This is a genomic window from Ruegeria sp. YTSA075 (genome assembly GCF_059610245.1).
Genome location: NZ_JBXWNG010000004.1, coordinates 17,101 through 37,977, shown reverse-complemented (window position 1 = coordinate 37,977; position 20,877 = coordinate 17,101). Strand labels below are relative to the sequence as shown.

The window sequence follows — 20,877 nt, the reverse complement described above, 5'->3', positions numbered from 1 at the left end:
ATGACCACTTATGCTGTAAACGGCCTGGGCCGGATGGGAAAGCTGGCCCTGAAACCGCTGTTGGAGAAAGGCGCCAAGATCGCCTGGATCAACGACGGGGTCGGAGATGCCGAGATGCACGCGCATCTGTTGGAGTTCGACACGGTTCATGGCCGCTGGGACGCCACTTTCGAGCATGATGACGACAGCGTCACCATCAACGGCGCGCGCCTGCCGTTTATCGGCACCAAGGACCTGAGCGCCCTGCCGCTGGATGGTGTCGATGTGGTGATCGACTGCACCGGTGTGTTCAAGACCGAAGCCAAGCTGGCCCCTTATTTTAAGGCGGGCGTGAAGAAGGTTGTCGTCTCAGCCCCGGTCAAGGACGGCCCGACCGCCAATATCGTGATGGGTGTGAATGACGACATCTACAATCCGGCGACCCATCAGATTGTGACCGCAGCCTCCTGCACCACGAACTGTCTGGCCCCGGTGGTCAAGGTGATTCACCAGAATCTGGGCATCCGCCACGGCTCGATGACCACGATCCATGACGTGACCAACACTCAGACTATTGTGGATCGTCCGGCCAAGGACTTGCGGCGCGCGCGGTCGGCGCTGAACTCGCTGATCCCGACCACAACCGGCTCGGCAACGGCGATCACGCTGATTTACCCGGAACTTCAGGGGCGTCTGAATGGCCACGCGGTGCGGGTGCCGCTGTTGAACGCCTCACTGACCGACTGCGTGTTCGAGGTTGAGCGTGAAACCACCGTCGAAGAGGTCAACGCCTTCTTCAAAGCCGCCGCCGAAGGTGAGTTGAACGGCATTCTGGGCTATGAGACCCGGCCGCTGGTCTCGACCGACTACACCAATGACGAACGCTCCTCGATCGTGGATGCGCCATCGACCATGGTTGTGAACGGTACGCAGGTGAAAATCTATGCCTGGTATGACAACGAGATGGGCTATGCGCATCGTCTGGTCGATGTGGCGCTGATGGTTGGGGCCTCGCTGTGACCGACCGGCCCGAGGGGCTGTCGGCCTATATCGCGGTCACGGCGGCCTATTGGGCCTTTATGCTGACCGATGGGGCCCTGCGGATGTTGGTGCTGTTGCACTTTCATACGCTGGGCTTCTCGCCGGTGCAGCTGGCCTATCTGTTCGTTCTATATGAGATCGCCGGAATGGTCACCAACCTTGCGGCGGGCTGGATCGCGGCGCGGTTTGGCCTGACCTCGACGCTCTATGCCGGGCTTGGGTTGCAGGTGGTCGCACTGCTGGCGCTGACGCAACTAGACCCTAACTGGGCGATTGGGGCATCCGTGGCCTTTGTCATGATCGTGCAAGGCGCCAGCGGAGTGGCCAAGGATCTGGCCAAGATGTCTTCGAAATCTGCGGTGAAACTGCTGGCCCCGACCGAGGGCGGCGGGTTGTTTCGATGGGTGGCCGTCCTGACCGGATCAAAGAACGCGGTCAAAGGACTGGGCTTCCTACTTGGTGCGGCCATGTTGGCAACGCTGGGCTTTCAGGCGGCAATCATTGTGATGGTAGTCGTTCTGGCGGTAATCCTGTTCGCCGTCATCCGCTTCATGCCCCCCGGCCTGCCCAAAGGACGCAAAGGCGCGAAGTTCTCTGAGGTCTTCTCGAAATCTGCCAACGTCAATTGGCTGTCCGCCGCGCGAGTCTTCCTGTTCGGTGCCCGCGACGTATGGTTCGTGGTCGGCATCCCGATCTATTTCTACGCCGTCCTCTCGGATGGCACCGAAGAGGGCAACCGCGCGGCCTTTTTCATGATCGGCACCTTCATGGCATTCTGGATCATCCTCTATGGCGTTATTCAGGCCAACGCGCCCAAGATCCTGAGGGCCTCAGACCGGTCCGAAGGTGATTTGATCCGCGCCGCGCGCAGCTGGGCCGCGATGCTTTTCTGCGTTCCCGCAGCTCTAACATTGGCCGTTTTGCTGTCTTCCGGGCCTGAAACATGGCTGACAATCACGCTGGTTTTTGGCCTTCTCGTGTTTGGAGCAATCTTTGCCGTCAACTCATCCCTGCATTCCTATCTGATCCTCGCTTTCACCAAATCCGAGCGGGTCACGATGGATGTCGGCTTCTACTACATGGCCAACGCGACAGGACGCCTTTTGGGCACCGTCCTGTCCGGCTTTACCTATCAGGTCGGCGGCCTGCCCCTTGTGCTGGGCACAGCGGCTGTCATGGTGGCGCTTGCAGCGCTCACTTCGGGCAAGCTGACCGACCAAACAACTGAGGCATACTCATGAGCATCTTCGAGCGCTATCTGACGATCTGGGTTGCCCTTGCCATGGTTGCTGGCGTGCTGATTGGGCTGGCCGCGCCCGGTCTGGTCGGTTTGGTTGCCTCAGCCGAATTCGCAAGCGTCAACCTGGTTGTCGCCGTTCTGATCTGGGCCATGGTCTACCCGATGATGGTTGGTGTCGATTTCGGCGCTGTTGCAGGTGTGGCGCGCCAGCCAAAGGGCCTGATCGTGACACTTGTGGTCAACTGGCTGATCAAACCCTTCACCATGGCCCTGCTGGCCGTTCTGTTCTTTGACTATGTCTTTGCGCCATGGATCGCACCCGAGGATGCCGCCCAATACACTGCAGGCTTGATCCTGCTGGGCGCGGCGCCTTGCACGGCGATGGTCTTTGTCTGGTCACAGCTGACCAAGGGCGACGCGACCTATACGCTGGTGCAGGTCTCAGTGAACGATCTGATCATGGTGGTGGCCTTCGCGCCGATCGTGGCCTTTCTGCTTGGCGTCACTGACATTTCAGTTCCTTGGCAGACATTGGTACTGGCCACTGTCCTCTATGTCGTTCTGCCGCTAATCGCCGGGCTGCTCACGCGCCGAAAGCTGGGATCACAAGACGCAATCGACAGGTTTTCAGCACAGGTTAAACCATGGTCAATCATGGGCCTAATCGCCACGGTGGTCATCCTGTTTGGCCTTCAGGGGCAAACGATTCTGTCCAAACCCATGGTCATCGTCCTGATCGCCATCCCGATCCTGATCCAAAGCTACGGCATCTTTGCGCTGGCCTACGGCGCGGCCTATGCCCTGAAAGTCCCCCACCGTATCGCCGCACCCTGCGCCATGATCGGCACTTCGAACTTCTTCGAACTCGCAGTCGCCGTGGCCATCAGCCTGTTTGGTCTGAACTCGGGCGCTGCATTGGCAACGGTCGTTGGCGTCCTCGTCGAAGTCCCTGTGATGCTGTCTCTGGTCGCCTTCGCCAACCGGACCCGCGATAGGTTTGCTGAGCCTGTGACGCAGTAAGAATGGCGACCCCGGCAGGATTCGAACCTGCAACCTGCCCCTTAGGAGGGAACCGTTCATAGCGCTATTCCTTCTGTGATTTCTTGCTCTTGAGTGTTTGTACAGTGTCCGCCTGTACGTGGTTTGTACGAAAACGGGCCCTGACATCGGCCTCATCTGTCTCTGCGTGGGCGTAAATGCGCATGGGCAAATTGGGGTCAGACCAGCGCCCAGCCTTGGCTGCTGTGACCGGATCGACGCCTTGGCGCACGACCAATTCAGTGAAGAACCCGTGCCGTCCTGCTGGGTGTGCTGACAGATATGGAATGCCCGCGCTCTTACAGATCGTCTTCCACCGCGTGTTGTAGCCGGTGGAACTGCCATAGCCGAAAACTCGCGGTTTCATGAACTTGCCCGTCTTTCGGTTCTTCGGACGCTTCGGCGGTAATGCTAGGAGTTCGTCCATCATCTGTGGTGAAACGGTGATCCAGCTTTCCGGGTGGCCCTTTTGGGCCTTCACCCTGACCTTGTTATCGGCGGGACGCAGATCGTCAGTCTCTATCGAGACAGCCTGATCGATCCGCGCCGCCGTCTCGAACATGAACCGGACCAAAGCAGCGTTGTAGGGATCAGCGGCCCGGCAGAAGGCCTCGATCCATTCCTTGTCGGCAGGCTTGCGTTCAACACGGCTCATCTTCCCCCGCCGCTTGTCCTGGGCAATGCGCTCGAATTTGTCATAAGGCTTAACCCGAATGAGCGGTGTTCCTTCCAGCTCGTGCGCGTTGTTGATCACCGCACTCGCTGGCGTCACGATCTCGCGCCACCAAGTGTCGGTCGACGCCTTCGGTTTCAATTTCGGCCCAAGCCCCTTCAAGAGGGCTCCAGATATGGCGCCCAATGGCATATCGCCAATCTCTTCGACAATGGGGATCAACTGCTTCGCGGTCTTTGGGGAGGCGTTGTAGAGCATGATCGCATCAGAGAACGTCTTGCTCGGCTCATCGCCAACAACATGGCGACGTATCTGAAGCTCGGTCTCGCGGTTTATCCAGTCCCGTGCGCCCGCTTCTGTAGATGCCTTAGTGCTTCGCCGGTATGGGCCTGCGATTGGCCTGCCGTTGTATTCGACCCAGCCCTTAGCCCAGTAGAAGCGACCCCTCTTGTAGATTTGGAGCGGCATGACTGGCCTCCTTCAAAAATCTTGTCGATCTGCGCGGGTGTGATCAGCATAGTCCGCCCAAGACGGTAGAATGCGCCGGTGTCGTTGGCCCGCTCGCGAAGTGTTCGCTCCGAAATATCGATTCCCATGCCGGACATGACTTCGACCCACTGAGCGGGCGTTTTGCCAAGTCCCAGGATTTGAGAACCATCGGCAGATGCTTGACTAGACATAGATCAACCCTCCCTGCGCGAGGTTGCCGCTTTAGGTTCAGCTTTGACGGTGAACTGGGCCACGTACTTTTCCCAAGCCCCGCAGGGGATTTTCGGGTTCCGTTTCCCAGGCGCGGTGTAGATGTGATCCAGCATGTCCTCACGGATCAGGTAGCGAACATTGGTCACCGGAATGCCAACTCGCTCCGCCAACTCTTTGGGTGTCTCGAGAAGTTTGGTCATGGATCGCCGCTCCGCCAGTTACTCACATAACGAGGCGAGAGAATTAGTTTTGCGTTCAGAAAGAAACAAAACTACGCTGACTTTGCATGAATCAGGCGTATCGCCATCGTTCGTAACATATATTGTTAGATATGATCACGAATGAGGTCAATAAGATTACGAAAGAAAGTCGAAAATGGCTGTTCCGGGAATGGGGAAACGCCTTGCGGCGGTAAGAAACTCGTCAAGGCTCTCCCAAGAGGACATGTGTCACCGTTTGGGCATCAGTCGAAGTGCGTTCCAGAACTACGAACGTGGTCAACGCGACCTTACCGCCGAACTCTTGCTCAAAATTTATGAAGAGTTCGACGTCGACCCGCTCTGGATGCTGGAAGGCGACACCGAGACTGGTAAAAGCAGACGCCACGATGAGGTGACTCAAGCGTACCGAAAGATCGGTCTAGCGGTGGAGCAACGTATCAGGGAACGGAGTCTTACAGTAACACCCCAAAAAAAGTGGGACGCGATCGACTTCTTGTTTGCTGAATTTCTTAACACCGATGCTTTGGGCGGCGAAGATCATGAGCCAGACTCCAAGCGGATCGATAGCATTCTAGGGTTGGTAGCATAATGTCTGATACTGAGTTCCCAGCAGGCGTTCATGTCCTGAGACCGCGCAAGGTTTCCGTGTCCAAGAAGCTCGATGATTTCCTTGCAAAGGCAGGACTATCGAACGCAAACTACAATAGAAAAAATGATACTACTCGCCCACGATCAAGAAGCATGAACGCGGTCACCTGCGCGGATTGTGGCCAAATTGAATACCTGACACGCGAATACTGCCGTTGCGGTCACTACTTGCGCGGCCAACTGGAAGACGAATACCTGGCGTGGGAACAAGGAGTTCTTGATCTGCATACTGAATTGTCGGACGAGGTTGAACTCAAGCTTAAGCCCCTGCGCATGTTCTACCTGCTGGCCATACCCTTCATTTTGGTACCCGCAATGCATGTGCTCTTCTGGTCGAATAGTTTCACGTTGATTACTCTTCTTTGGTGGTTACCAGCCGTGTTCATAGCAGGTGCAGGCATGTTTGCTGAAGGCCACCTCAGCCGCCAACTTAGAGAAAGTGCTAGGTTCGTTGATAGCTACACCTTCGAAACCTTTGTCGAGCAGAGGAGCTCTTCTTGAAAACTGGCTTGAGGGTAGTCGCTTGTCAGAGTGTTTAAAGCTCAAGGTGGAACATTCAAAGTTTTGAGGTGGTTCACATACTGCTTCGATAATATGGGTAGACGGCGCGTCACGAGGGAGCATTGAATGTCGGATTGGTTCGAAACATATGAGGCAAACATAGCCTTAGACAGACCCTTGGCGGATGATGGCTCGGTTCCGGTCTATTCCACCGCCTCTGGATCAATGTATCTCGGAAAATCCGAAGATATTCTTCGGTCTAAACCTCTCAAGGGATTTGCTGGCAAGGTTCAGCTTGTAATGACCTCACCGCCTTTCCCTCTAAATACCAAGAAAGCATACGGCAACCGAACACAGGATGAGTATGTCGAATGGTTTGCAGATTTCGCACCTATCTTGCGGGATATGGTTACCGAAGATGGTTCAATTGTTATTGAGATTGGCAACGCTTGGATGCCAGGGCGTCCTGTCATGTCGGTGCACGTCATGAAGGCGTTTCTACGCTTCTTGGAGAAAGCTGATCTGCACCTCTGCCAAGAGTTTATTTGGTATAACCCGGCACGCCTCCCTTCGCCAATCGAATGGGTGAACAAAGAGAGGTCTAGGGTCAAAGATGCCTTCACACGAGTATGGTGGATGTCTCCGAACGAGCGGCCCAAGGCCGACAATCGCAATGTCCTTCGTGAATATAGTCCCAGTATGAAACGATTGATCAAGTCAGGTAAGTATAATGCTGGACTCCGCCCTTCAGCACACAACATCGGAGCAGAAAGCTTCAAGACTGACAACAAAGGTGCCATCCCACCAAATGTTGGTGATGTTGAGGGGATCCCATCAATTGATGGCACGATTTCTCAACAACAATTCGAACAAACTATGACCCAGATTTCGGAGTTCGAAGAAGCTACAAATCTGCTAAAGGCGGCCAATACGGTTTCAAGCGACGATTATCGAAAATTCTGCCTCAATCAAGGAGCTAAGGTCCATCCGGCACGGATGCCAAAGAGTCTTGCCGATTTCTTCATAAAATTTCTAACGGACAAGGGTGACATCGTTTTGGACCCATTCGCGGGGAGCAACACTACTGGTGCCGTTGCGGAAAACCTTGAGAGGAAATGGCTCGGAGTTGAAGCAGATTGGAAATACGCAGCGTACTCCATAGGCCGGTTTTGCCCCACAAGTATCGTGTCTACTTGTCAGGGGATCTCAATTGGGAACCGAGGAATCCAGAAAACCGCTGATTCAATAGTAAAGACACAACAATAGCCTACGGTGAATATATCTGGCATCAATCATCGTCACTGTCGTCGGCTACTTGCCTCTCCAGGTCCCAAATTCCATCGCCAAGGTAACGCGTACCGGATCTAGAGAGGGCATGTGAGACAGCTTCCTTATCGATCTGGCGTTCGGTAAAAAAATTTAGCCAATCTTTGATATCGCCAATGTTCATCGGTCCCGGCACTTGCTTACTTAGCTTTTCGAGTGCCGCGTTAAGTGTAATGCGCCTAGGCTCGCCCCATTCCTTTAGGTAGGCGAAGCGCCCGATGCTGACAGCAATTCGATCATCAAGTGTCGCGATACTAAAAACGGCCTCCGGATCAACTGAAATCAAGCCGTCAATGTAATGGTCGATCTCGTCCAGATGTATCCCAGACCCTTTTTGCCTGAGGGCCGTGAAAACTTTTTCAATGAGTGCCGGTTGTTCTTCACGCTTCACCGATAGATCCCGATCATTGAGCCCCCAAATACCTCTACCTACACGAAGAACTGGATCGCGGTTCCAGATCTGTACAGCCCCATTTAACCCCCTGATTTCAGCTAGCCGTTCGTTAATTTCTCGTGATGTGAGTGGTCCGCCCGCTGTATCCAAAATCTCAACCACGGCATCTCGAATATCGACGCGGTGCAGATCATCTGCGTCAGGCAGAACCCAAACAAGCCGACCAAGGTACTTAAGATTTGACTTCATCTGGAGCGCTACGCTTAGACCGTACTTATCAAGTCTATCGCTTAGAGATCCTTCAACCTCTAGAACCTCCGCAAGGAGTTCAGATGCATGCCATTGCCGGCCAGACGAGTGCTCCGCAACAATTTCGGTAGCGACCTCAGCCACCTTTTCAATCTCCAAGTCGGACAAAGGCACATGCTTCCTTAAACCATAAACCCCCCGGCCAAGAAGAAAGCCAACATTTGCGACCGGATTTCGAATTTGCTGCTCATCGACCTGCTTGCCAGACAAATCACCGACAGACTTTGCTACCTCACTTGTGTGAAGAGGCCTGGAACTCTCTTCTAGCACAACTTGAATAAGCTGCTCGAGACCACGCCCATAGGCGGTTAGGGTTCTCGCGCCGTCAGAGCCTGAAAAGTGGCACAAGCGAGAGGCCTCTGCCCAAAGTAGGGGGGCCAGTTCTTTTCCCTGAGTTGGTAGCAAGCTATCAATCGTTTGACGGCACTCTGCTTCAGACCAATTGAGTTCTACCGCGCCTTCAAGAAGTTGACGAGCCTCCTTCAACTTACCCTCCCAAACTTCTTGCTCAACACGACTTACGTATCTGAACTCTCCAATTTTTAGGACGTGAAAGCGCTTCTCACACATCACATCAATTAGGTACTCAAGCACATCTTGCTTGTCGGCAGTGCCTCTAAACCAGTCATCCACGACTTCTAGGCCGAATAGTGGGAGGGGGTCGTCACGGTCATCCAAAATGGTGCCCAACCGGTGCCTGAGCACATCATCCCAAAGCTCTTTTTCTATTATGCGTTCGAGCGACCGCTTCTCAATTTGTCGAATCCGTTCCCGTGTGACCCCATATTCACTGCCGATGTCCTCCAAGGTTCTCGGCTTCTGGCTAAACCCCATTCGATTGAGCAGAATATTTCGATCGCGTTCATCGATTTCGTTTATTGTTTTTAAAAGGTTACCAAGAAGTCCGATTGATAGAAGCGCAGGCGGGGCGCTGCTCTCAGAGCCGACTTCGCCAGAAGCCAGTAGCCCCTGTCCAAAAAAATCATCTGTTACAGTGAAGTCTTCTGCACCACGTTTCAGACCCTGTTTGAGGGCTTCAGAAAGATGCTTCCAAGAATGTCGCCCGAAGTTCGGTAGTCGAAAAAGCTCTGCCTGTGTGTAGCCGTCTAGATCTGAGACGAAGCTGATATCGTTGTTGGAAAAAACGTTTCCAAGTCGCACGGTGAGAGAGAGATTTGCAAAAGGTTGCGAGCGCAACCAAGGTGGGGCACAGCGAACAATGTCAAGCGGATCGGCCTCATCGCTAATTAGAGCATCGTAGCGAAAGTGTCCTAACGCGGTTCTAATCGATTGTGGTAGACTTTCCTCCAGTTCGATGTAGCTCTCTTCGTCATAAACGCCGACTCGCTTAAGCTCGCTGTCAAATTCAGGCGCAACAGACAGGAAACTAGATACCCAACCACGTGCAGGTTGTGTTGAAGAAATATCGCTGGCGCGAGCAGCTATGTCAGCGGATTGCGGCGTCACGCTTAGAGTCGGATCCTCGCGGGTGTAACCCCAGCCCTCGAGGGCAAGATAGATTGGCAGCCCATCTACTTGAGCGATCTCGCGTTCTGAGCAGGAAAAGGTTTGAGGCAAAACAAACCTTGCACCTTGTGTAACGAGTAGCCATCCCTCGTTTCCGTCAGCAGCCTCGTTAAACGCACGAGTCGGCAATCGACCAAAACCTACGTGAACGACGCCGGTTACATAGCCATCTCCAAACTGTCGCGCCCACTCATCTTCAACTTCATTCAGCTTCTGGGAAACAAATATTCTCCAGTCTGCCCCGCGCCTTCGGGTCATCAAAAAGAGTCTGAGTGGTGAGTTCATTGTGATGACAGGTCGTCCATGCGCTTCAGAATTTTCGCAAAGTCAATCTGCCCCTCAGAAGCCTGCTCGTATAACTCACGAACACCCCAGTCCGCTAGTCGTTCAGCAACTCGGTAGACGGAAGTATCACCTAGCTGATCCTCGTACAGAGCCTCAACTGCGCTCCTAATCAACTGGCCTGGGTCAAGTGATCCCACATTGAACAGTGTTTTCCGCTTTCCAATCTCTGGAGGAATTACACCCGATGCGGCCGCAAAACTTATGGCAAAACGATAACCATCTAGCTTCTCGGCGAAAATCTCCTGCTCTTTCAACTGATCCAGAAGGTCATCTGCATGTTCGGAAAGTCCAACGGTTGTAACATCCGAGTCATTCATAGTTTGGACCTTTCAATCTTCGTCTGTGTCTCGGACACCTCTACAAGCTCATAGACTTCCCCCACTCGATCCCTGATTGCTTCAAGATCGGTTTCACGACGGATTTCACCGCCATGAACGAACAATACAAACTGAGTCGTGACAGTTGGTAGGTAGCACAGGATGTTGTTGCGGTGCTTTGGGTCAAGGCGGCCGAACGGTGTATCCATCACCACGGGCCCAGCAGATCTTCCCGTTCTGTTCAGACCGTCTATCAGTGACAGGGCAACAATCTGTTCCGCACCTGCACTTCGCATTGAGACAGTACGCCCTTGGCTGTCAAGAATGCTGAGGCCATAGTTGTCATTGATTTGGAGCCCCTGGTAAGCCTGTTGCGTTGTCATTTCACGAAAGGCATCACTTGCCAGTTGCTGAACTCGACCACGAAGTCGGTCTCGGAGCTTTTCTATACTGGCTAGAAAAACCCTCTCTAGTTCCGATGTGAGCGTGACCTTAATAGTGGATTTCTCAGCCCTTGCTGATGCGACTCCTTCGATCGCCTTTCTAGCGATCGCTAGTTCTTCGTTCACTTTCCTTATGTTGGTACGGACGCTATTCAAGTTGTCGTCTAGCTTGCCCTCTTCTTTGAACAGATCCACAATCCGCGAACGCTTCCGCGCTATCTCGGTTGCATCTTGCTCATCAATCTTATTCTCAATTTCAGCGATCTCGTTTTCAGCTTTCTGAAGCTTTATCTGCGCTAGATTGATGTCTTTTTCGATCTGAGCGAACCGTTCTCCTGCGGCGGATCCGCGAATTTTCTCTAGATTGCCAAGCTGAGCTGAGATGTCATTTAGCCGAACACTGACATCCTTTTGCGTCATCAGCTTTGCCTGCATCTGACCAAGTGTCGTTTTAAGGTCTTCACGGATAGGTCCGGTCACAGATTGCTGGCAGGTCGGACAAGCGTCAGTGTCGATTAACTCACGCAGGCGATCAATGTCAGCTTCGACGCGGGAAGTCTTCTTTATGTCTTCCGTGATGCGACGCTGCTCCTCTCTAAGGCCCTTCTTCTTCTCGGTTAATCTCGCATCAAACATGTCCTTCCATGCGGAAGCCAGGACTTGATGGCGCTCAACTTGCTTTCGTTCAATCGTAGCTTGGCTTTCTTTTCGCTCTTCCCTTGCGGCATCGAGCTTACTTTTCAATGCGAGGACTGTCGCAGCCGCTTCGACTTCATCTTGAAGGTTCTCGCGTTCTTCCCGGATCGTAGAAATCGATGCTTCAATGTACTTCTGATCCGCTTCAAAAGCCTCCAGTTTCTCGTTCAACGAGTCAGCAAGCAAGGCTCGGGCCTTTAGCCCTGAGATATGTGCTAGCGCTTTAGTCTGCGCACGAGAAGCACTCTTGAGAATTGTGCTAAGTCCATCTCGCCCCCTTACAAGCGTTGGTACGCCTAACGCTTGCTCAATCGCATCCTTAATCTGCCGCCCTTGCTCGCTCCCTTCGAACAACAGTTCCTCGTACTCTTGCAACAACTCGCCGTCAAAAAGAAAGAATCTTGAGGTCTGCTCTGGAGCCACTTGATCGAGTTCATAGGCCACTTCGTTTCCGGCTACGACTGAACCATTTTTCTTCAGCAGCACCGAGGTCTGAAGGTCTTCGGAACGGGTTGGTCGAACGGCCTGAGAGCGACGATCTGCTGTCCGACGGAGTTCAAAGACGTTACCGTTGGCTTCAAACTCAACAAACACCTCAACACGCCAATCATCTTCCAGCAACGCATCCTTGTTTACTATGTCAAACAGTGGAATATCCCGGGAGTGTCTGCCCAAAGCCTTCTCATAGAAACCCCACCGAAGTGCGTTGAGAAGCGAGGTCTTACCTCTCATGTTGTCCCCAAAAACGAGCATCACGTTTCGCGACTCATCCTCTGGGAAATTGATGACAGCCTGCTCTTTGTAAGGCATAAAGTTCTTCATTGTCAGCCGGATAAGCTTCATTGCTGACTCTCCGACTTGGTTGAACGTATTTCAACCTCAGCATCGATGAGCTTCTCCATCTCAGCGACGGGAACGGATATATCCGAGGTGAATTGATTGTTTTTTTGCACGTAGTAGCAAGCACGGAGCAGGTCTTCTGGTAGGTCAGGAGCAACTTCCGCGCGCAAAGCTATCAATATTTCTAAAGCGATGTCTGATCCAGAATGTTCACTCATCATCTTCTACTCCATCTTTTGCTACCAAGTCGTCGATCTGTATCCCCATTTCCATGGATATGGCCCTTAGTTCTGCGCCTGCTGACATGTTCATCGCTCCATCGGCAAATTCAATCGCACGTATTAGCTCACCACGCAGGAGCCCCAGTTGCTCTGGCTCCGCATCAGCGTTGAGCGGTTGCACGATCGCGTCATGTATCTCTGCCAAATTTTTTTCAGGATGTGTTCGCAAGACTCTTCCTCGTCGTTGAATGAATTGCCGAGGGTTCTGCGATGAGGCTAAGATGAGAGCGTGCGAAACCTTGGGAATGTCGACTCCCTCATCGAGGCACTTAATCGAAACTAGAATACCGCCAAATTTGTGGAACCACTGCATGGTGGCCTCTCGGTCGCCATCCATATTTGAGTGGTATTCAATGGTTTCAACTCCAGCCAACCGGAGCGCGGTTGCGACGTCAGCAAGTTGTTCGCTGTCTTCACAATAGACCAACCAACTTTGGCCATCGCGAAACTCGTTCTTGATAGTCTCGACTGCTAGATCCACTTTAGCAGCGGCTTTTTTTGCCACTCTCGAGCGCTGGATCAACAACATCCTGGCTCTCTCACTGAGCTGCTTTTTTCCGTTGGCATCAGTGGCGCTCTTGGCAACCTCTTTTTTGATACGGTTCGTGAAGTCGAGCCATTGATCCGCTTCATCCGCGTTCAAGTTTATTGAATGTGGGAAATACTGGTAGGGCACTAGCCTGCCAGCCTTCATTGCATCCGAGAGCGTGATAGGTGGGGGTACAACACCCTCGAAGAATCCCAATAGCCTGCGTGTACCTTCTGGGTCACCGTAGCGCTTCGGCGTTGCGCTTAGCCCGAGTCGAAGGCCAGCCTCAATCTGAAGCGCTCGCGAGTTGACCCTACTGCCTAGCTGATGAACTTCATCTACTACTAAGAGCAGGTCATCGCTCTGAACGACTCCTTTAAGAAATTGATCGGTGGCCGCAGTTGGCATCATTGCTAGTGTTACACGGGCCCCCAGATCGGCATCGGGAGCTGTCATGCTCTTGAGGCGACCTGGTAACTTCCATCGGTTTTCGCCATCTCCCGCCAACATTAGTGTGACGCCAGGGATCTCATCGCGGATCTCTTCAGCCCACTGGCGTAGAAGCAACCTGCTTGGCACAAGAACCACTGCAGGCTTGCCTGCCTGAACGTGCTCTCTGATCGCCACTATTGCGGTGAATGTCTTGCCAGTTCCCGTTGCATGTTCAAAGATTCCTCTTGAGCCTTGCTTTCGCCAAGCATCCAGTGCTTTGATTTGATGCGGTAAGGGTGTGCGGCGCGATGCTGTCGGGATCGGAACACTTTCCATGATATCTTCGATGCTCTTTGCTGCGAATTTGCTGAGATATTTTTCAGCCGTTGCCGGAAATGCCGAAACTTTGACGCCGGGGTCGTATCCCGCCCATAGGTTCGCGAAATGGTTGCGATGCTTTTCGGTTCGGACCTTGTCGGATGCTCCATGCCAATCGCAAAACACCTCAAAGGCTTCGAAGTTGCCTTCTGAGTGCCACCCACTCCAGGTTTCGTTCGTCGAACCACGAAAGCTCACAATATTACCAAAATCATCTGTAAAAAGGCCCAGTTTCTCATGATAGATCCCACTTCCTGTCGTGAGTTCGGCCAGTCTGATTTCTAGGGCGCTGCAAGAAATGAGTGTTGCCAACGCTCTTGCGGAAAACTCCGTCGAGGGCTCAGCCAGCAGACGATCAAATTCTTCTATGATCGCAGCGCCAAACACCTCCTCGCGACGTGCATACCCAGCTGAAATACTTCGAACATCTTCGCCCGTAAGGTTTGGCGAGCAAATCAACTGAATCCGCCCTCCTCGACGGGCGAACTCTAAGATCGTGCTTCCAATGATCAAGAGTACAGAGGATCGAAAGTAGCCAACCGCTCTCTGATAGCTGGTCGCGTTGCGAAGGCACTTTTTGTAAAACGCCTCGACCGGGTCGTTTTTTGTAGAACGGTATTCTGTCTCAAGTTTGAGCTTCGACAGATCCCCTCCCAGAACAGCTTCGGGTGCGTCACTAATCATTCTAAAATTCGTTACTTTGGTTTCGATTCAATTCTCTATGCCTCAATTACACTTATCTGAACACAACTGTCGGTTTATTCCCAGACGGCGTCAACGCCGATCGCTCGATTGCATCTTGATTTCCGAATGATGAAGGGCTGAGTACTTTGGATGCTGTGCTAGCTACAGTTTGTCGGCACTAGTCAGAAAGACGTATCGTATCTTGATCCATGTATCTACATGTGATACATGTTCGACATGATCCAAGGCACCAAAGGCAAACTCGCTGCCAACGCCGTAAAGGGCAAGTATGGCAAAGGCTTCCCTGGTGACTTGGTGAGGCGCACGAGGGCGATGCTTTCGGCGCTGGATGCTGCGGTTGTTGTCGAGGACTTGCGGTTCCCGCCCGGCAACCACCTGGAAGAACTCAAAGGGGATCGGGCCGGACAACACTCCGTGCGGATCAACGGGCAATGGCGCATCTGCTTTGTCTGGACGCCGAACGGCCCCGCCGATGTCGAGATTGTGGACTACCATTGAGAGGATACGCTGATGAGCTTGCTTGAACACCCGATGCACCCCGGTGAAGTCCTGAAAGAGCTTTACCTCGATCCACTGGAGATGGGGGCCATCGCTTTTGCGCGTCGTCTAGGCGTACCTCGGACGCGGATCGAGCGGTTGATCAAAGGCACGACCGGGATCACGCCTGACACGGCACTGCGCCTCGCCCGTGTGTTCAACACGACCCCGGCCTACTGGGTGAACTTGCAGACGAATTATGACATGGCGCTGGCGGCAAAGGAGATTGATGTGTCGGATATTGAGCCGTTAGTTGCTGCCTAGCGGGCATTCGCACCGTAGATTACGCAAATCTGGCGCTGACATCGCAAAAAATCTCCCAATGCAACCTCCTCTACTAGGTCAGCGGCCCAGGAAAACCTTTTAAGCATTGAATCTAATCAGATAAACATAGGGTCCTATGTCCACCCACCCGTCACTAATCGCGCCCAGACTGTCTCGCACACACAATCGCTTGAAGCCACGCGAGAAGATGGGGAGAAACGAACGATGCTGGTGCCAGTCCAGAAAAAAGTTCAAGCACTGCCACGCCATCCGCGAAACACTTGATCCAGTAAATGCCTTCGAACAAGAGCAACAGCTATTTGCGGAACTTCAAAAAGCTTACTGCTCTCTTGCATCAACGGGCACCTGTAGTTCGTCAATTGTCAAAGCCCACACAATTCAACGGAAGGGAGGACTCGCCGCAATTGCTGAAAACAACCATGTCTTAACAGTGAAGCCGCTCATGAAAGATATGATAGAGTCCAGTGGCAATCCACAGCCCCGAAAAATTGGTCTCAAGAAAGCATCAGTATTTCCTGGATTTTGTGGCAAGCACGACTCAGAAGTTTTCAAACCGATAGAAGGAAAATCGCTCAACCTCGATTCTCAGTCGGCCTTCCTCTTTTCGTATCGAGCTATTGCCTATGAACGATACTCTAAAGAGGCAGAGGGGCGCTTCAACGAAATTCTACGGGCCGTTGGCGATCGTGGACAGCCCTTCTGGAAGCAAGCTGCGATGCAGTCTTTGCTATACGATGTCTCTGTTGGCGTTGAACTTGGAAAACGCGACTTAAGCCGGGTCAAAGAAGGCTTCGATCAATTGTATTTGGAAGGCTCTCTTCAAGACTTCCATTACTGCGTTATTCGCTTTGATCAGCTCCTGCCAGTTGTCGCTTGTTGCGCATTCCATCCCGAATTCGACCTGGATGGAGGTCGTTTGCAGCAGTTGGGACAAGACAAGGTAGAACTCGACGCAGTGACACTTACGGTCACTGCATTTGAGAACGAAACGATTGTAGTATTCGGTTGGATTGGGGAAGACAGTGGGCCAGCGCGGTTGCTATCGAACTCGCTGCTGGAGGTCGAGGACGCACGCAAGGCGGATGCCCTTATTCGTCTTCTCTTCATACACTCCGACAACATTTTTCTGAACCCGACTTGGTGGGAAAGTCTTTCAGACAAACAAAAAGCTACATTAAATCAGATGACACGCAGTGGAACGATAATGCGCGAACGAGAGGCAACGGAATACGCGAATCTCCACATGGATCTATTCTCAGCTAGAACTAAAGAGACGGTAACGGGATAAGCCGCAGCTCGCCAGACAACGAGTAACTTGTGGTGTTTTCGAACAAGATGCCAGTACCATTCGCATATGGTGAATTAGTCTTGATGTGATCTGACACCGCCCCCTTCCCAGCGAGCTGGAATGGGGGCGGTGCATCTCTTGAACGAGATGATGGTTGTCCGTTTTGATGGTGGTGCGAACCAAACCATCAAAGGAAACCACAATGTTGAATACTACCGACAAGATCATCAAACACAAAACCGGCTTGCTGAACCTGGCCGAGGAGTTGGGCAATGTCTCGAAGGCTTGCCAGGTCATGGGCATGTCGCGCGACACGTTCTACCGTTACAAGTCAGCAGTCGACGACGGCGGCGTCGAAGCCCTGTTCGAACGCACCCGACGCAAGCCCAATCTGGCGAACCGGGTCGATCAGGCGACGGAGGACGCCGTCATCAAATCCGCCACGGATTTCCCGGCTTATGGCCAGGCCCGCACCTCTAATGAGCTGCGTAAGCTGGGTGTCTTCGTCTCGCCCTCAGGTGTCCGGTCGATCTGGCTGCGCCATGATCTGGCGAACTTCAAAGCCCGGCTGAAGGCGCTGGAAGCCAAGGTTGCTGAAGACGGCTCCATCCTGACCAAGGCCCAGGTTCAGGCGCTGGAAAAGAAGAAGCTGGACGATGAGGCCTGCGGCGAAATCGAGACCGCCCACCCCGGTTACCTTGGTTCCCAAGACACGTTCTATGTCGGCACCCTCAAGGGCGTCGGTCGTGTCTATCAGCAGACATACATCGACACTTACAGCAAGGTCGCACATGCCAAGCTCTACACCACCAAGACGCCGATCACGGCAGCCGATCTGTTGAACGACCGGGTGCTGCCGTTCCATGAGGAACACGATCTGCCGGTGCTGCGGATCATGACCGATCGGGGCACGGAATATTGCGGGCGTGTCGACAAGCATGATTTCCAACTCTTCCTGGCCATCAACGATATCGACCACACCAAGACCAAGGTGAAATCACCACAGACGAACGGCATCTGCGAGCGTTTCCACAAGACGATCCTGCAGGAGTTCTACCAAATCGCGTTCCGAAAGAAGCTCTATGACAGCATCGACGCGCTGCAGGCCGATCTGGACGAATGGCTGCACCATTACAACCACGAGCGCACGCATCAGGGCAAAATGTGTTGCGGCAGAACACCCATCGAAACTATGATCGGCGGGAAAGAAATCTGGCGGGAAAAGTTTGTGAACCAAACTTGACCTGACAGATGCCGCCGGAAAAACGGCCAACTGTCAGATCACATCTGAACCACTACACATATGGCGCAGGACTCAGTCATCCGCGCCGATCCTTGGTTTTGGCCGTGCGGAATGAGCTCGGCTACTTTCAATGCCTCGCCCCTCTTTCCGCATGAGCTTCCTGGCTGTCTAGCTGTCCCTCAATCTCTCGGCGGCGGCCTTCGCTAAGGTCACGCTCTGCTGCAAGCTCTCGTCCAGCGTCTTGTAGCTCGCCTCGTCGTTCAGCAATCCGGTCAAGGCCTTCGTGGATGCGGCTTGTGAACGAATGAGCAAGGTCACGCAGTCTTTCAAACCAGCCAGATCCCTCTCGATCCTGCCGGTCGAGCGTGTTTCCAAAGCGGTCAAATCCCTCGCGGAGGCCTCTGAGGCCGTCACCAACCGCTCGACGCAGGCGAGCAAGTCGCGTTCCAAGGCTGTCAGTTGGGTCATCTAATCCTCCTCGATCCGAATGCAGGTGACGTGTCGCTCGCCCATCGTGCAGGTCCTGAGCCGCGTCTTCGACGGGTCCAGGATCAACCAGGTCCCCTCGGGCCGTTCGATCCGCGTCAGGCCCAGTTCCGTCAGCTCCGAGCGTGTCAGATGCACCGTCCAGAAAAAGCTCGCGGCCATCATCAAGGCGATCCCCGTCAGCACCATCGCTGCGATCAGCCAGGGCGAGATCGTCAGCCAGAGGCGGATCGGCCTCAGGCGCGTCTCGAACATATTCGCCGTCTCGGTCTGAAAGCGGCGCGTATCGCTCGCGATGGTATGCTGCGCGGCGCCCACAATGTTCTTCAAATCGATCCTGAAGCTTTTGAGCTGGGATGAGATCGAGGCGACGTGTTCGGCTCTGATCGTGTCGAGTTCCGCATTCAGCTTCTCGCTCAGCCGGGTCGGCTTGCCAGTCTTCATGGAAAATCTCTCCTTTTAGCCGCCAGCGCTCGCCGGTGTTGGGGTCGCGGGCGGTGATGTAGGCCTTGCCGGTGCGCGGCAGGTCGAATCCTGCGTCGGTGAGGGCTTCGGTCATCGAGGTGCGATCCGTGATCAGGCCCATATCGATCTGGTCCTGTATCCACGCGTGCAACTCGTCCCGGCCCTGGGCGCGGGTCGGGGCCTCGACGGTGTCGCGGACCCCTTGTGCGCGCTCCACGTCCATTGGGTCGGCCCAGCCGTGACGTTGGTTCATCACATCCCGCAGGCTGTCATAGGCGTCCTGATAGCCCGGTGGGGCGATGTTCAGGCTTTTGCCCTTCGTCAGCTCCAGGCGCGGCGTGCAGAAGTGCAGCTCGACCCGGCCTTCGTGGCGATGGCGGACCCAGAGCACCTCATATTGCTCGGGGTCCAGCCCCGCGAAGGCCAGCCTCTCGAACTGGTCCATGACCTCCGCCTGCTGGTCTTCGGTCGGGTCATCTGTGTCGGCAAAGCTGATCACGCCCGCGCGGTAGGTCCACTGGTGGCGGCTGGCGTCGATTAGGGCTTCGGTGCGCTCGGGGTTGCCGCGCAGGACCTCGGGCTGCGGATCGCGGGCGACACTCACGGGCTGGCCATCGGCATCGCGGATCAGGTCGCGGTTGCCGTCATAGGCCAGCACGCGCTCGGCCACGAGGTACCCGACCGGCCCTGCACCCGCGCCTTTGCCGTTGGGGAAGAACTTGATCAGCACTGCCGCGCCTCATCGAGGAGCGCGGCAAGCTGGCGTTCGATCACCACAAGGCGGCGCGCGATGGTCAGCGCGTCAAGGTCTGTGCGCCCGACCTTCATGGCGTGATTCAGCCAGCGCGCGATCTGGTTGAGGTTGCCGCCGATACGCCCGACGGCCAGCGCAAGCGCTGGATCGACGCGCGGCACCGGCTTGCGGCGGCGCGCCTCGGTCAGGCCAAGCGCCTCGCGCAGAAGGGTCGAGGCAGGCAGGCCAGCCGCCTCAGCCTTGGCGCGCAGCTGGGCCTTCTCTGCGGCGCTACACCGAAAGACGAATGTCTCGGTGAGCGGCTCTTTGGTGCGGGCTTTTCCCGCGCCGGTGGGGTTCGAAGGGGAGGCTTGCCGCCCCTCGCAAGGTCCCGTGTCATCGGCGCAGCCGTATGACATGGGTCGCCTTGCTGTTTGCGCTTCGGTGGGTTCGTTGGTGCTCATGATCTGAGGCCCGCCGCCTGAATCTGCGCCTGTGTCACCAGCTCTGCGGCCAAGAGCGCGTCGATCTGGCCGGGGGTGATGTGGCGGCAAAGCGGATGCTTGTCCGTGAGCCAGTTCGCCAAGCCTGCTAGCATCTCGGCTTCCTTGGCCTTCGAGGCTTCTCGGCCTTTGGCGATGTCTTCGACGTAGGTGCGCCAGCGTCCCGACTTAAACCAGTTGTCCGAGAAACAGACCTTGGACCGGGTAAAGCCTGCACTCTCGGTTGCGTAGGCCGTGACAGCCTGCACCAGGTCCTCGACCTCTGTCCCGGCATCCAAGATGTCCCTGATCTGACCGAGACACTCTGCTTTTCCTCGCAAACGGTCGGGCGGATAGGTGTCCAGAATCCTCTCAGCCTCTTCATCCTCCACCGCCACGCGCTCGCGCGTAGGGGGTTTATGGATGGTTTTAGGATGGTTTGGGGGCCGTGGTGGCCCCGGTACCCCGGCCACTGTGGCCCCCGTTCCGGGTCCAGTCTGGACGGGGTCCACAGTGGCCCCCGTCTCAATCTCGGGTTCTGCGTTCAGTTCGAGGGCCTCGATCCGGGTGAGATCGATCCGGTAAACGACCGTGAACCCGTTCTTGCAGCCCCGTGCGCCAGTCTCGACCAAAATGCCTTCCTTCAGGAAGTCGCGGATCGTGCGCTTGACCGTCGTCTCGCCCAGTTCCGTGTGCCGCTGGATAGTCCCCTTGGAACACCAGATGCCTGAGCCATCATCCGATGCCTTGTCCGCCAAGAACATGATGATCTGCTTGCGCGTCGCACTCCCGA

20 protein-coding genes are annotated in these 20,877 nt (G+C 54.5%); 10 read left to right on the top strand and 10 right to left on the bottom strand.

Annotated elements, in window-relative coordinates:
• Genes AC2FGE_RS08710 through arsB form a run of 3 tightly spaced genes read left to right on the top strand, consistent with a single transcriptional unit; the run spans position 1 to position 3,280 of the window.
• On the top strand, positions 1-999 hold the full coding sequence (locus tag AC2FGE_RS08710) for an ArsJ-associated glyceraldehyde-3-phosphate dehydrogenase (RefSeq protein ID WP_496818821.1): 999 nt from the start codon (positions 1-3) through the stop codon (positions 997-999).
• Positions 996-2,261 carry an organoarsenical effux MFS transporter ArsJ gene (gene arsJ / locus AC2FGE_RS08705; RefSeq protein WP_496818819.1) on the top strand — a complete coding sequence of 422 codons (1,266 nt, stop codon included), beginning with the start codon at positions 996-998 and terminating at the stop codon, positions 2,259-2,261. Before AC2FGE_RS08710 ends, arsJ begins: the two co-directional genes overlap by 4 nt.
• Positions 2,258-3,280 (top strand): ACR3 family arsenite efflux transporter, encoded by a 1,023-nt coding sequence (gene arsB / locus AC2FGE_RS08700; protein ID WP_496818818.1) that lies wholly within the window; start codon positions 2,258-2,260, stop codon positions 3,278-3,280. The genes arsJ and arsB overlap by 4 nt, the downstream gene beginning before the upstream one ends.
• A 64-nt stretch (positions 3,281-3,344) precedes the next feature.
• On the opposite strand, the gene AC2FGE_RS08695 is transcribed toward arsB, so the two are convergent.
• Together AC2FGE_RS08695 and AC2FGE_RS08690 are read right to left on the bottom strand one after the other, a co-directional pair.
• Positions 3,345-4,439, bottom strand: coding sequence for a tyrosine-type recombinase/integrase (locus tag AC2FGE_RS08695; RefSeq protein ID WP_496818816.1), 1,095 nt, complete (start codon positions 4,437-4,439; stop codon positions 3,345-3,347).
• 215 nt (positions 4,440-4,654) lie between these two features.
• Positions 4,655-4,873, bottom strand: coding sequence for a hypothetical protein (locus AC2FGE_RS08690; protein WP_496818815.1), 219 nt, complete (start codon positions 4,871-4,873; stop codon positions 4,655-4,657).
• A 175-nt stretch (positions 4,874-5,048) separates the two neighbouring features.
• Here AC2FGE_RS08690 and AC2FGE_RS08685 point away from each other — a divergent pair, with 175 nt between their 5' ends.
• The 3 genes from AC2FGE_RS08685 to AC2FGE_RS08675 all read left to right on the top strand — a co-directional run bounded on the left by AC2FGE_RS08685 (position 5,049) and on the right by AC2FGE_RS08675 (position 7,309).
• A complete protein-coding gene (locus AC2FGE_RS08685; protein WP_496818814.1) occupies positions 5,049-5,483 on the top strand; it encodes a helix-turn-helix domain-containing protein in 435 nt (144 codons plus the stop codon).
• Complete coding sequence (locus AC2FGE_RS08680; RefSeq protein ID WP_496818813.1) at positions 5,483-6,043, top strand: hypothetical protein; 561 nt, start codon at positions 5,483-5,485, stop codon at positions 6,041-6,043. The genes AC2FGE_RS08685 and AC2FGE_RS08680 overlap by 1 nt, the downstream gene beginning before the upstream one ends.
• 126 nt (positions 6,044-6,169) lie before the next feature.
• Complete coding sequence (locus tag AC2FGE_RS08675; protein ID WP_496818811.1) at positions 6,170-7,309, top strand: DNA-methyltransferase; 1,140 nt, start codon at positions 6,170-6,172, stop codon at positions 7,307-7,309.
• Between the two features lie 22 nt (positions 7,310-7,331).
• Here AC2FGE_RS08675 and AC2FGE_RS08670 read toward each other — a convergent pair whose 3' ends face one another.
• Genes AC2FGE_RS08670 through AC2FGE_RS08650 form a run of 5 tightly spaced genes read right to left on the bottom strand, consistent with a single transcriptional unit; the run spans position 7,332 to position 14,544 of the window.
• Positions 7,332-9,884 carry a sigma factor-like helix-turn-helix DNA-binding protein gene (locus tag AC2FGE_RS08670; RefSeq protein ID WP_496818810.1) on the bottom strand — a complete coding sequence of 851 codons (2,553 nt, stop codon included), beginning with the start codon at positions 9,882-9,884 and terminating at the stop codon, positions 7,332-7,334.
• Positions 9,881-10,261: a hypothetical protein gene (locus AC2FGE_RS08665; RefSeq protein WP_496818809.1), complete on the bottom strand. Its 381-nt coding sequence runs from the start codon at positions 10,259-10,261 to the stop codon at positions 9,881-9,883. Before AC2FGE_RS08665 ends, AC2FGE_RS08670 begins: the two co-directional genes overlap by 4 nt.
• Complete coding sequence (locus AC2FGE_RS08660; RefSeq protein ID WP_496818808.1) at positions 10,258-12,243, bottom strand: AAA family ATPase; 1,986 nt, start codon at positions 12,241-12,243, stop codon at positions 10,258-10,260. Before AC2FGE_RS08660 ends, AC2FGE_RS08665 begins: the two co-directional genes overlap by 4 nt.
• Positions 12,240-12,461: a hypothetical protein gene (locus AC2FGE_RS08655; RefSeq protein WP_496818806.1), complete on the bottom strand. Its 222-nt coding sequence runs from the start codon at positions 12,459-12,461 to the stop codon at positions 12,240-12,242. The genes AC2FGE_RS08660 and AC2FGE_RS08655 overlap by 4 nt, the downstream gene beginning before the upstream one ends.
• Complete coding sequence (locus tag AC2FGE_RS08650) at positions 12,451-14,544, bottom strand: DEAD/DEAH box helicase family protein (protein WP_496818805.1); 2,094 nt, start codon at positions 14,542-14,544, stop codon at positions 12,451-12,453. The genes AC2FGE_RS08655 and AC2FGE_RS08650 overlap by 11 nt, the downstream gene beginning before the upstream one ends.
• Before the next feature lie 228 nt (positions 14,545-14,772).
• Here AC2FGE_RS08650 and AC2FGE_RS08645 point away from each other — a divergent pair, with 228 nt between their 5' ends.
• From AC2FGE_RS08645 to AC2FGE_RS08630, 4 genes are all read left to right on the top strand, one after another.
• Positions 14,773-15,063 carry a type II toxin-antitoxin system RelE/ParE family toxin gene (locus tag AC2FGE_RS08645; protein ID WP_496818804.1) on the top strand — a complete coding sequence of 97 codons (291 nt, stop codon included), beginning with the start codon at positions 14,773-14,775 and terminating at the stop codon, positions 15,061-15,063.
• 12 nt (positions 15,064-15,075) lie between these two features.
• Positions 15,076-15,366, top strand: coding sequence for a HigA family addiction module antitoxin (locus AC2FGE_RS08640; RefSeq protein ID WP_496818803.1), 291 nt, complete (start codon positions 15,076-15,078; stop codon positions 15,364-15,366).
• Between the two features lie 208 nt (positions 15,367-15,574).
• Entirely contained in the window at positions 15,575-16,675 is a 1,101-nt protein-coding gene (locus tag AC2FGE_RS08635; protein WP_496818802.1) for an SEC-C domain-containing protein, read from the top strand.
• A 202-nt stretch (positions 16,676-16,877) separates the two neighbouring features.
• The gene (locus tag AC2FGE_RS08630; protein WP_496818801.1) at positions 16,878-17,918 is read left to right on the top strand and encodes an IS481 family transposase; all 1,041 of its coding nucleotides are present in this window, start codon (positions 16,878-16,880) and stop codon (positions 17,916-17,918) included.
• Between the two features lie 127 nt (positions 17,919-18,045).
• Here AC2FGE_RS08630 and AC2FGE_RS08625 read toward each other — a convergent pair whose 3' ends face one another.
• The 3 genes from AC2FGE_RS08625 to AC2FGE_RS08615 are packed head-to-tail and all read right to left on the bottom strand — an operon-like array spanning position 18,046 to position 20,848.
• Complete coding sequence (locus AC2FGE_RS08625) at positions 18,046-19,599, bottom strand: relaxase family protein (protein ID WP_496818800.1); 1,554 nt, start codon at positions 19,597-19,599, stop codon at positions 18,046-18,048.
• Positions 19,593-20,066, bottom strand: coding sequence for a plasmid mobilization protein (locus AC2FGE_RS08620; RefSeq protein WP_496818799.1), 474 nt, complete (start codon positions 20,064-20,066; stop codon positions 19,593-19,595). Before AC2FGE_RS08620 ends, AC2FGE_RS08625 begins: the two co-directional genes overlap by 7 nt.
• Positions 20,063-20,848 (bottom strand): hypothetical protein, encoded by a 786-nt coding sequence (locus tag AC2FGE_RS08615; RefSeq protein ID WP_496818798.1) that lies wholly within the window; start codon positions 20,846-20,848, stop codon positions 20,063-20,065. The genes AC2FGE_RS08620 and AC2FGE_RS08615 overlap by 4 nt, the downstream gene beginning before the upstream one ends.
• Positions 20,849-20,877: the final 29 nt, after the last annotated feature.

Coding starts and splice junctions, on each gene's coding strand:
- AC2FGE_RS08710 (WP_496818821.1), top strand. CDS start 1: ATGACCACTTATGCTGTAAACGGCCTGGGCCGGATGGGAAAGCTGGCC.
- arsB (WP_496818818.1), top strand. CDS start 2,258: ATGAGCATCTTCGAGCGCTATCTGACGATCTGGGTTGCCCTTGCCATG.
- AC2FGE_RS08695 (WP_496818816.1), bottom strand. CDS start 4,439: ATGCCGCTCCAAATCTACAAGAGGGGTCGCTTCTACTGGGCTAAGGGC.
- AC2FGE_RS08690 (WP_496818815.1), bottom strand. CDS start 4,873: ATGACCAAACTTCTCGAGACACCCAAAGAGTTGGCGGAGCGAGTTGGC.
- AC2FGE_RS08685 (WP_496818814.1), top strand. CDS start 5,049: ATGGCTGTTCCGGGAATGGGGAAACGCCTTGCGGCGGTAAGAAACTCG.
- AC2FGE_RS08680 (WP_496818813.1), top strand. CDS start 5,483: ATGTCTGATACTGAGTTCCCAGCAGGCGTTCATGTCCTGAGACCGCGC.
- AC2FGE_RS08675 (WP_496818811.1), top strand. CDS start 6,170: ATGTCGGATTGGTTCGAAACATATGAGGCAAACATAGCCTTAGACAGA.
- AC2FGE_RS08670 (WP_496818810.1), bottom strand. CDS start 9,884: ATGAACTCACCACTCAGACTCTTTTTGATGACCCGAAGGCGCGGGGCA.
- AC2FGE_RS08665 (WP_496818809.1), bottom strand. CDS start 10,261: ATGAATGACTCGGATGTTACAACCGTTGGACTTTCCGAACATGCAGAT.
- AC2FGE_RS08660 (WP_496818808.1), bottom strand. CDS start 12,243: ATGAAGCTTATCCGGCTGACAATGAAGAACTTTATGCCTTACAAAGAG.
- AC2FGE_RS08655 (WP_496818806.1), bottom strand. CDS start 12,461: ATGATGAGTGAACATTCTGGATCAGACATCGCTTTAGAAATATTGATA.
- AC2FGE_RS08650 (WP_496818805.1), bottom strand. CDS start 14,544: ATGATTAGTGACGCACCCGAAGCTGTTCTGGGAGGGGATCTGTCGAAG.
- AC2FGE_RS08645 (WP_496818804.1), top strand. CDS start 14,773: ATGTTCGACATGATCCAAGGCACCAAAGGCAAACTCGCTGCCAACGCC.
- AC2FGE_RS08640 (WP_496818803.1), top strand. CDS start 15,076: ATGAGCTTGCTTGAACACCCGATGCACCCCGGTGAAGTCCTGAAAGAG.
- AC2FGE_RS08635 (WP_496818802.1), top strand. CDS start 15,575: ATGGGGAGAAACGAACGATGCTGGTGCCAGTCCAGAAAAAAGTTCAAG.
- AC2FGE_RS08630 (WP_496818801.1), top strand. CDS start 16,878: ATGTTGAATACTACCGACAAGATCATCAAACACAAAACCGGCTTGCTG.
- AC2FGE_RS08620 (WP_496818799.1), bottom strand. CDS start 20,066: ATGAGCACCAACGAACCCACCGAAGCGCAAACAGCAAGGCGACCCATG.
- AC2FGE_RS08615 (WP_496818798.1), bottom strand. CDS start 20,848: ATGTTCTTGGCGGACAAGGCATCGGATGATGGCTCAGGCATCTGGTGT.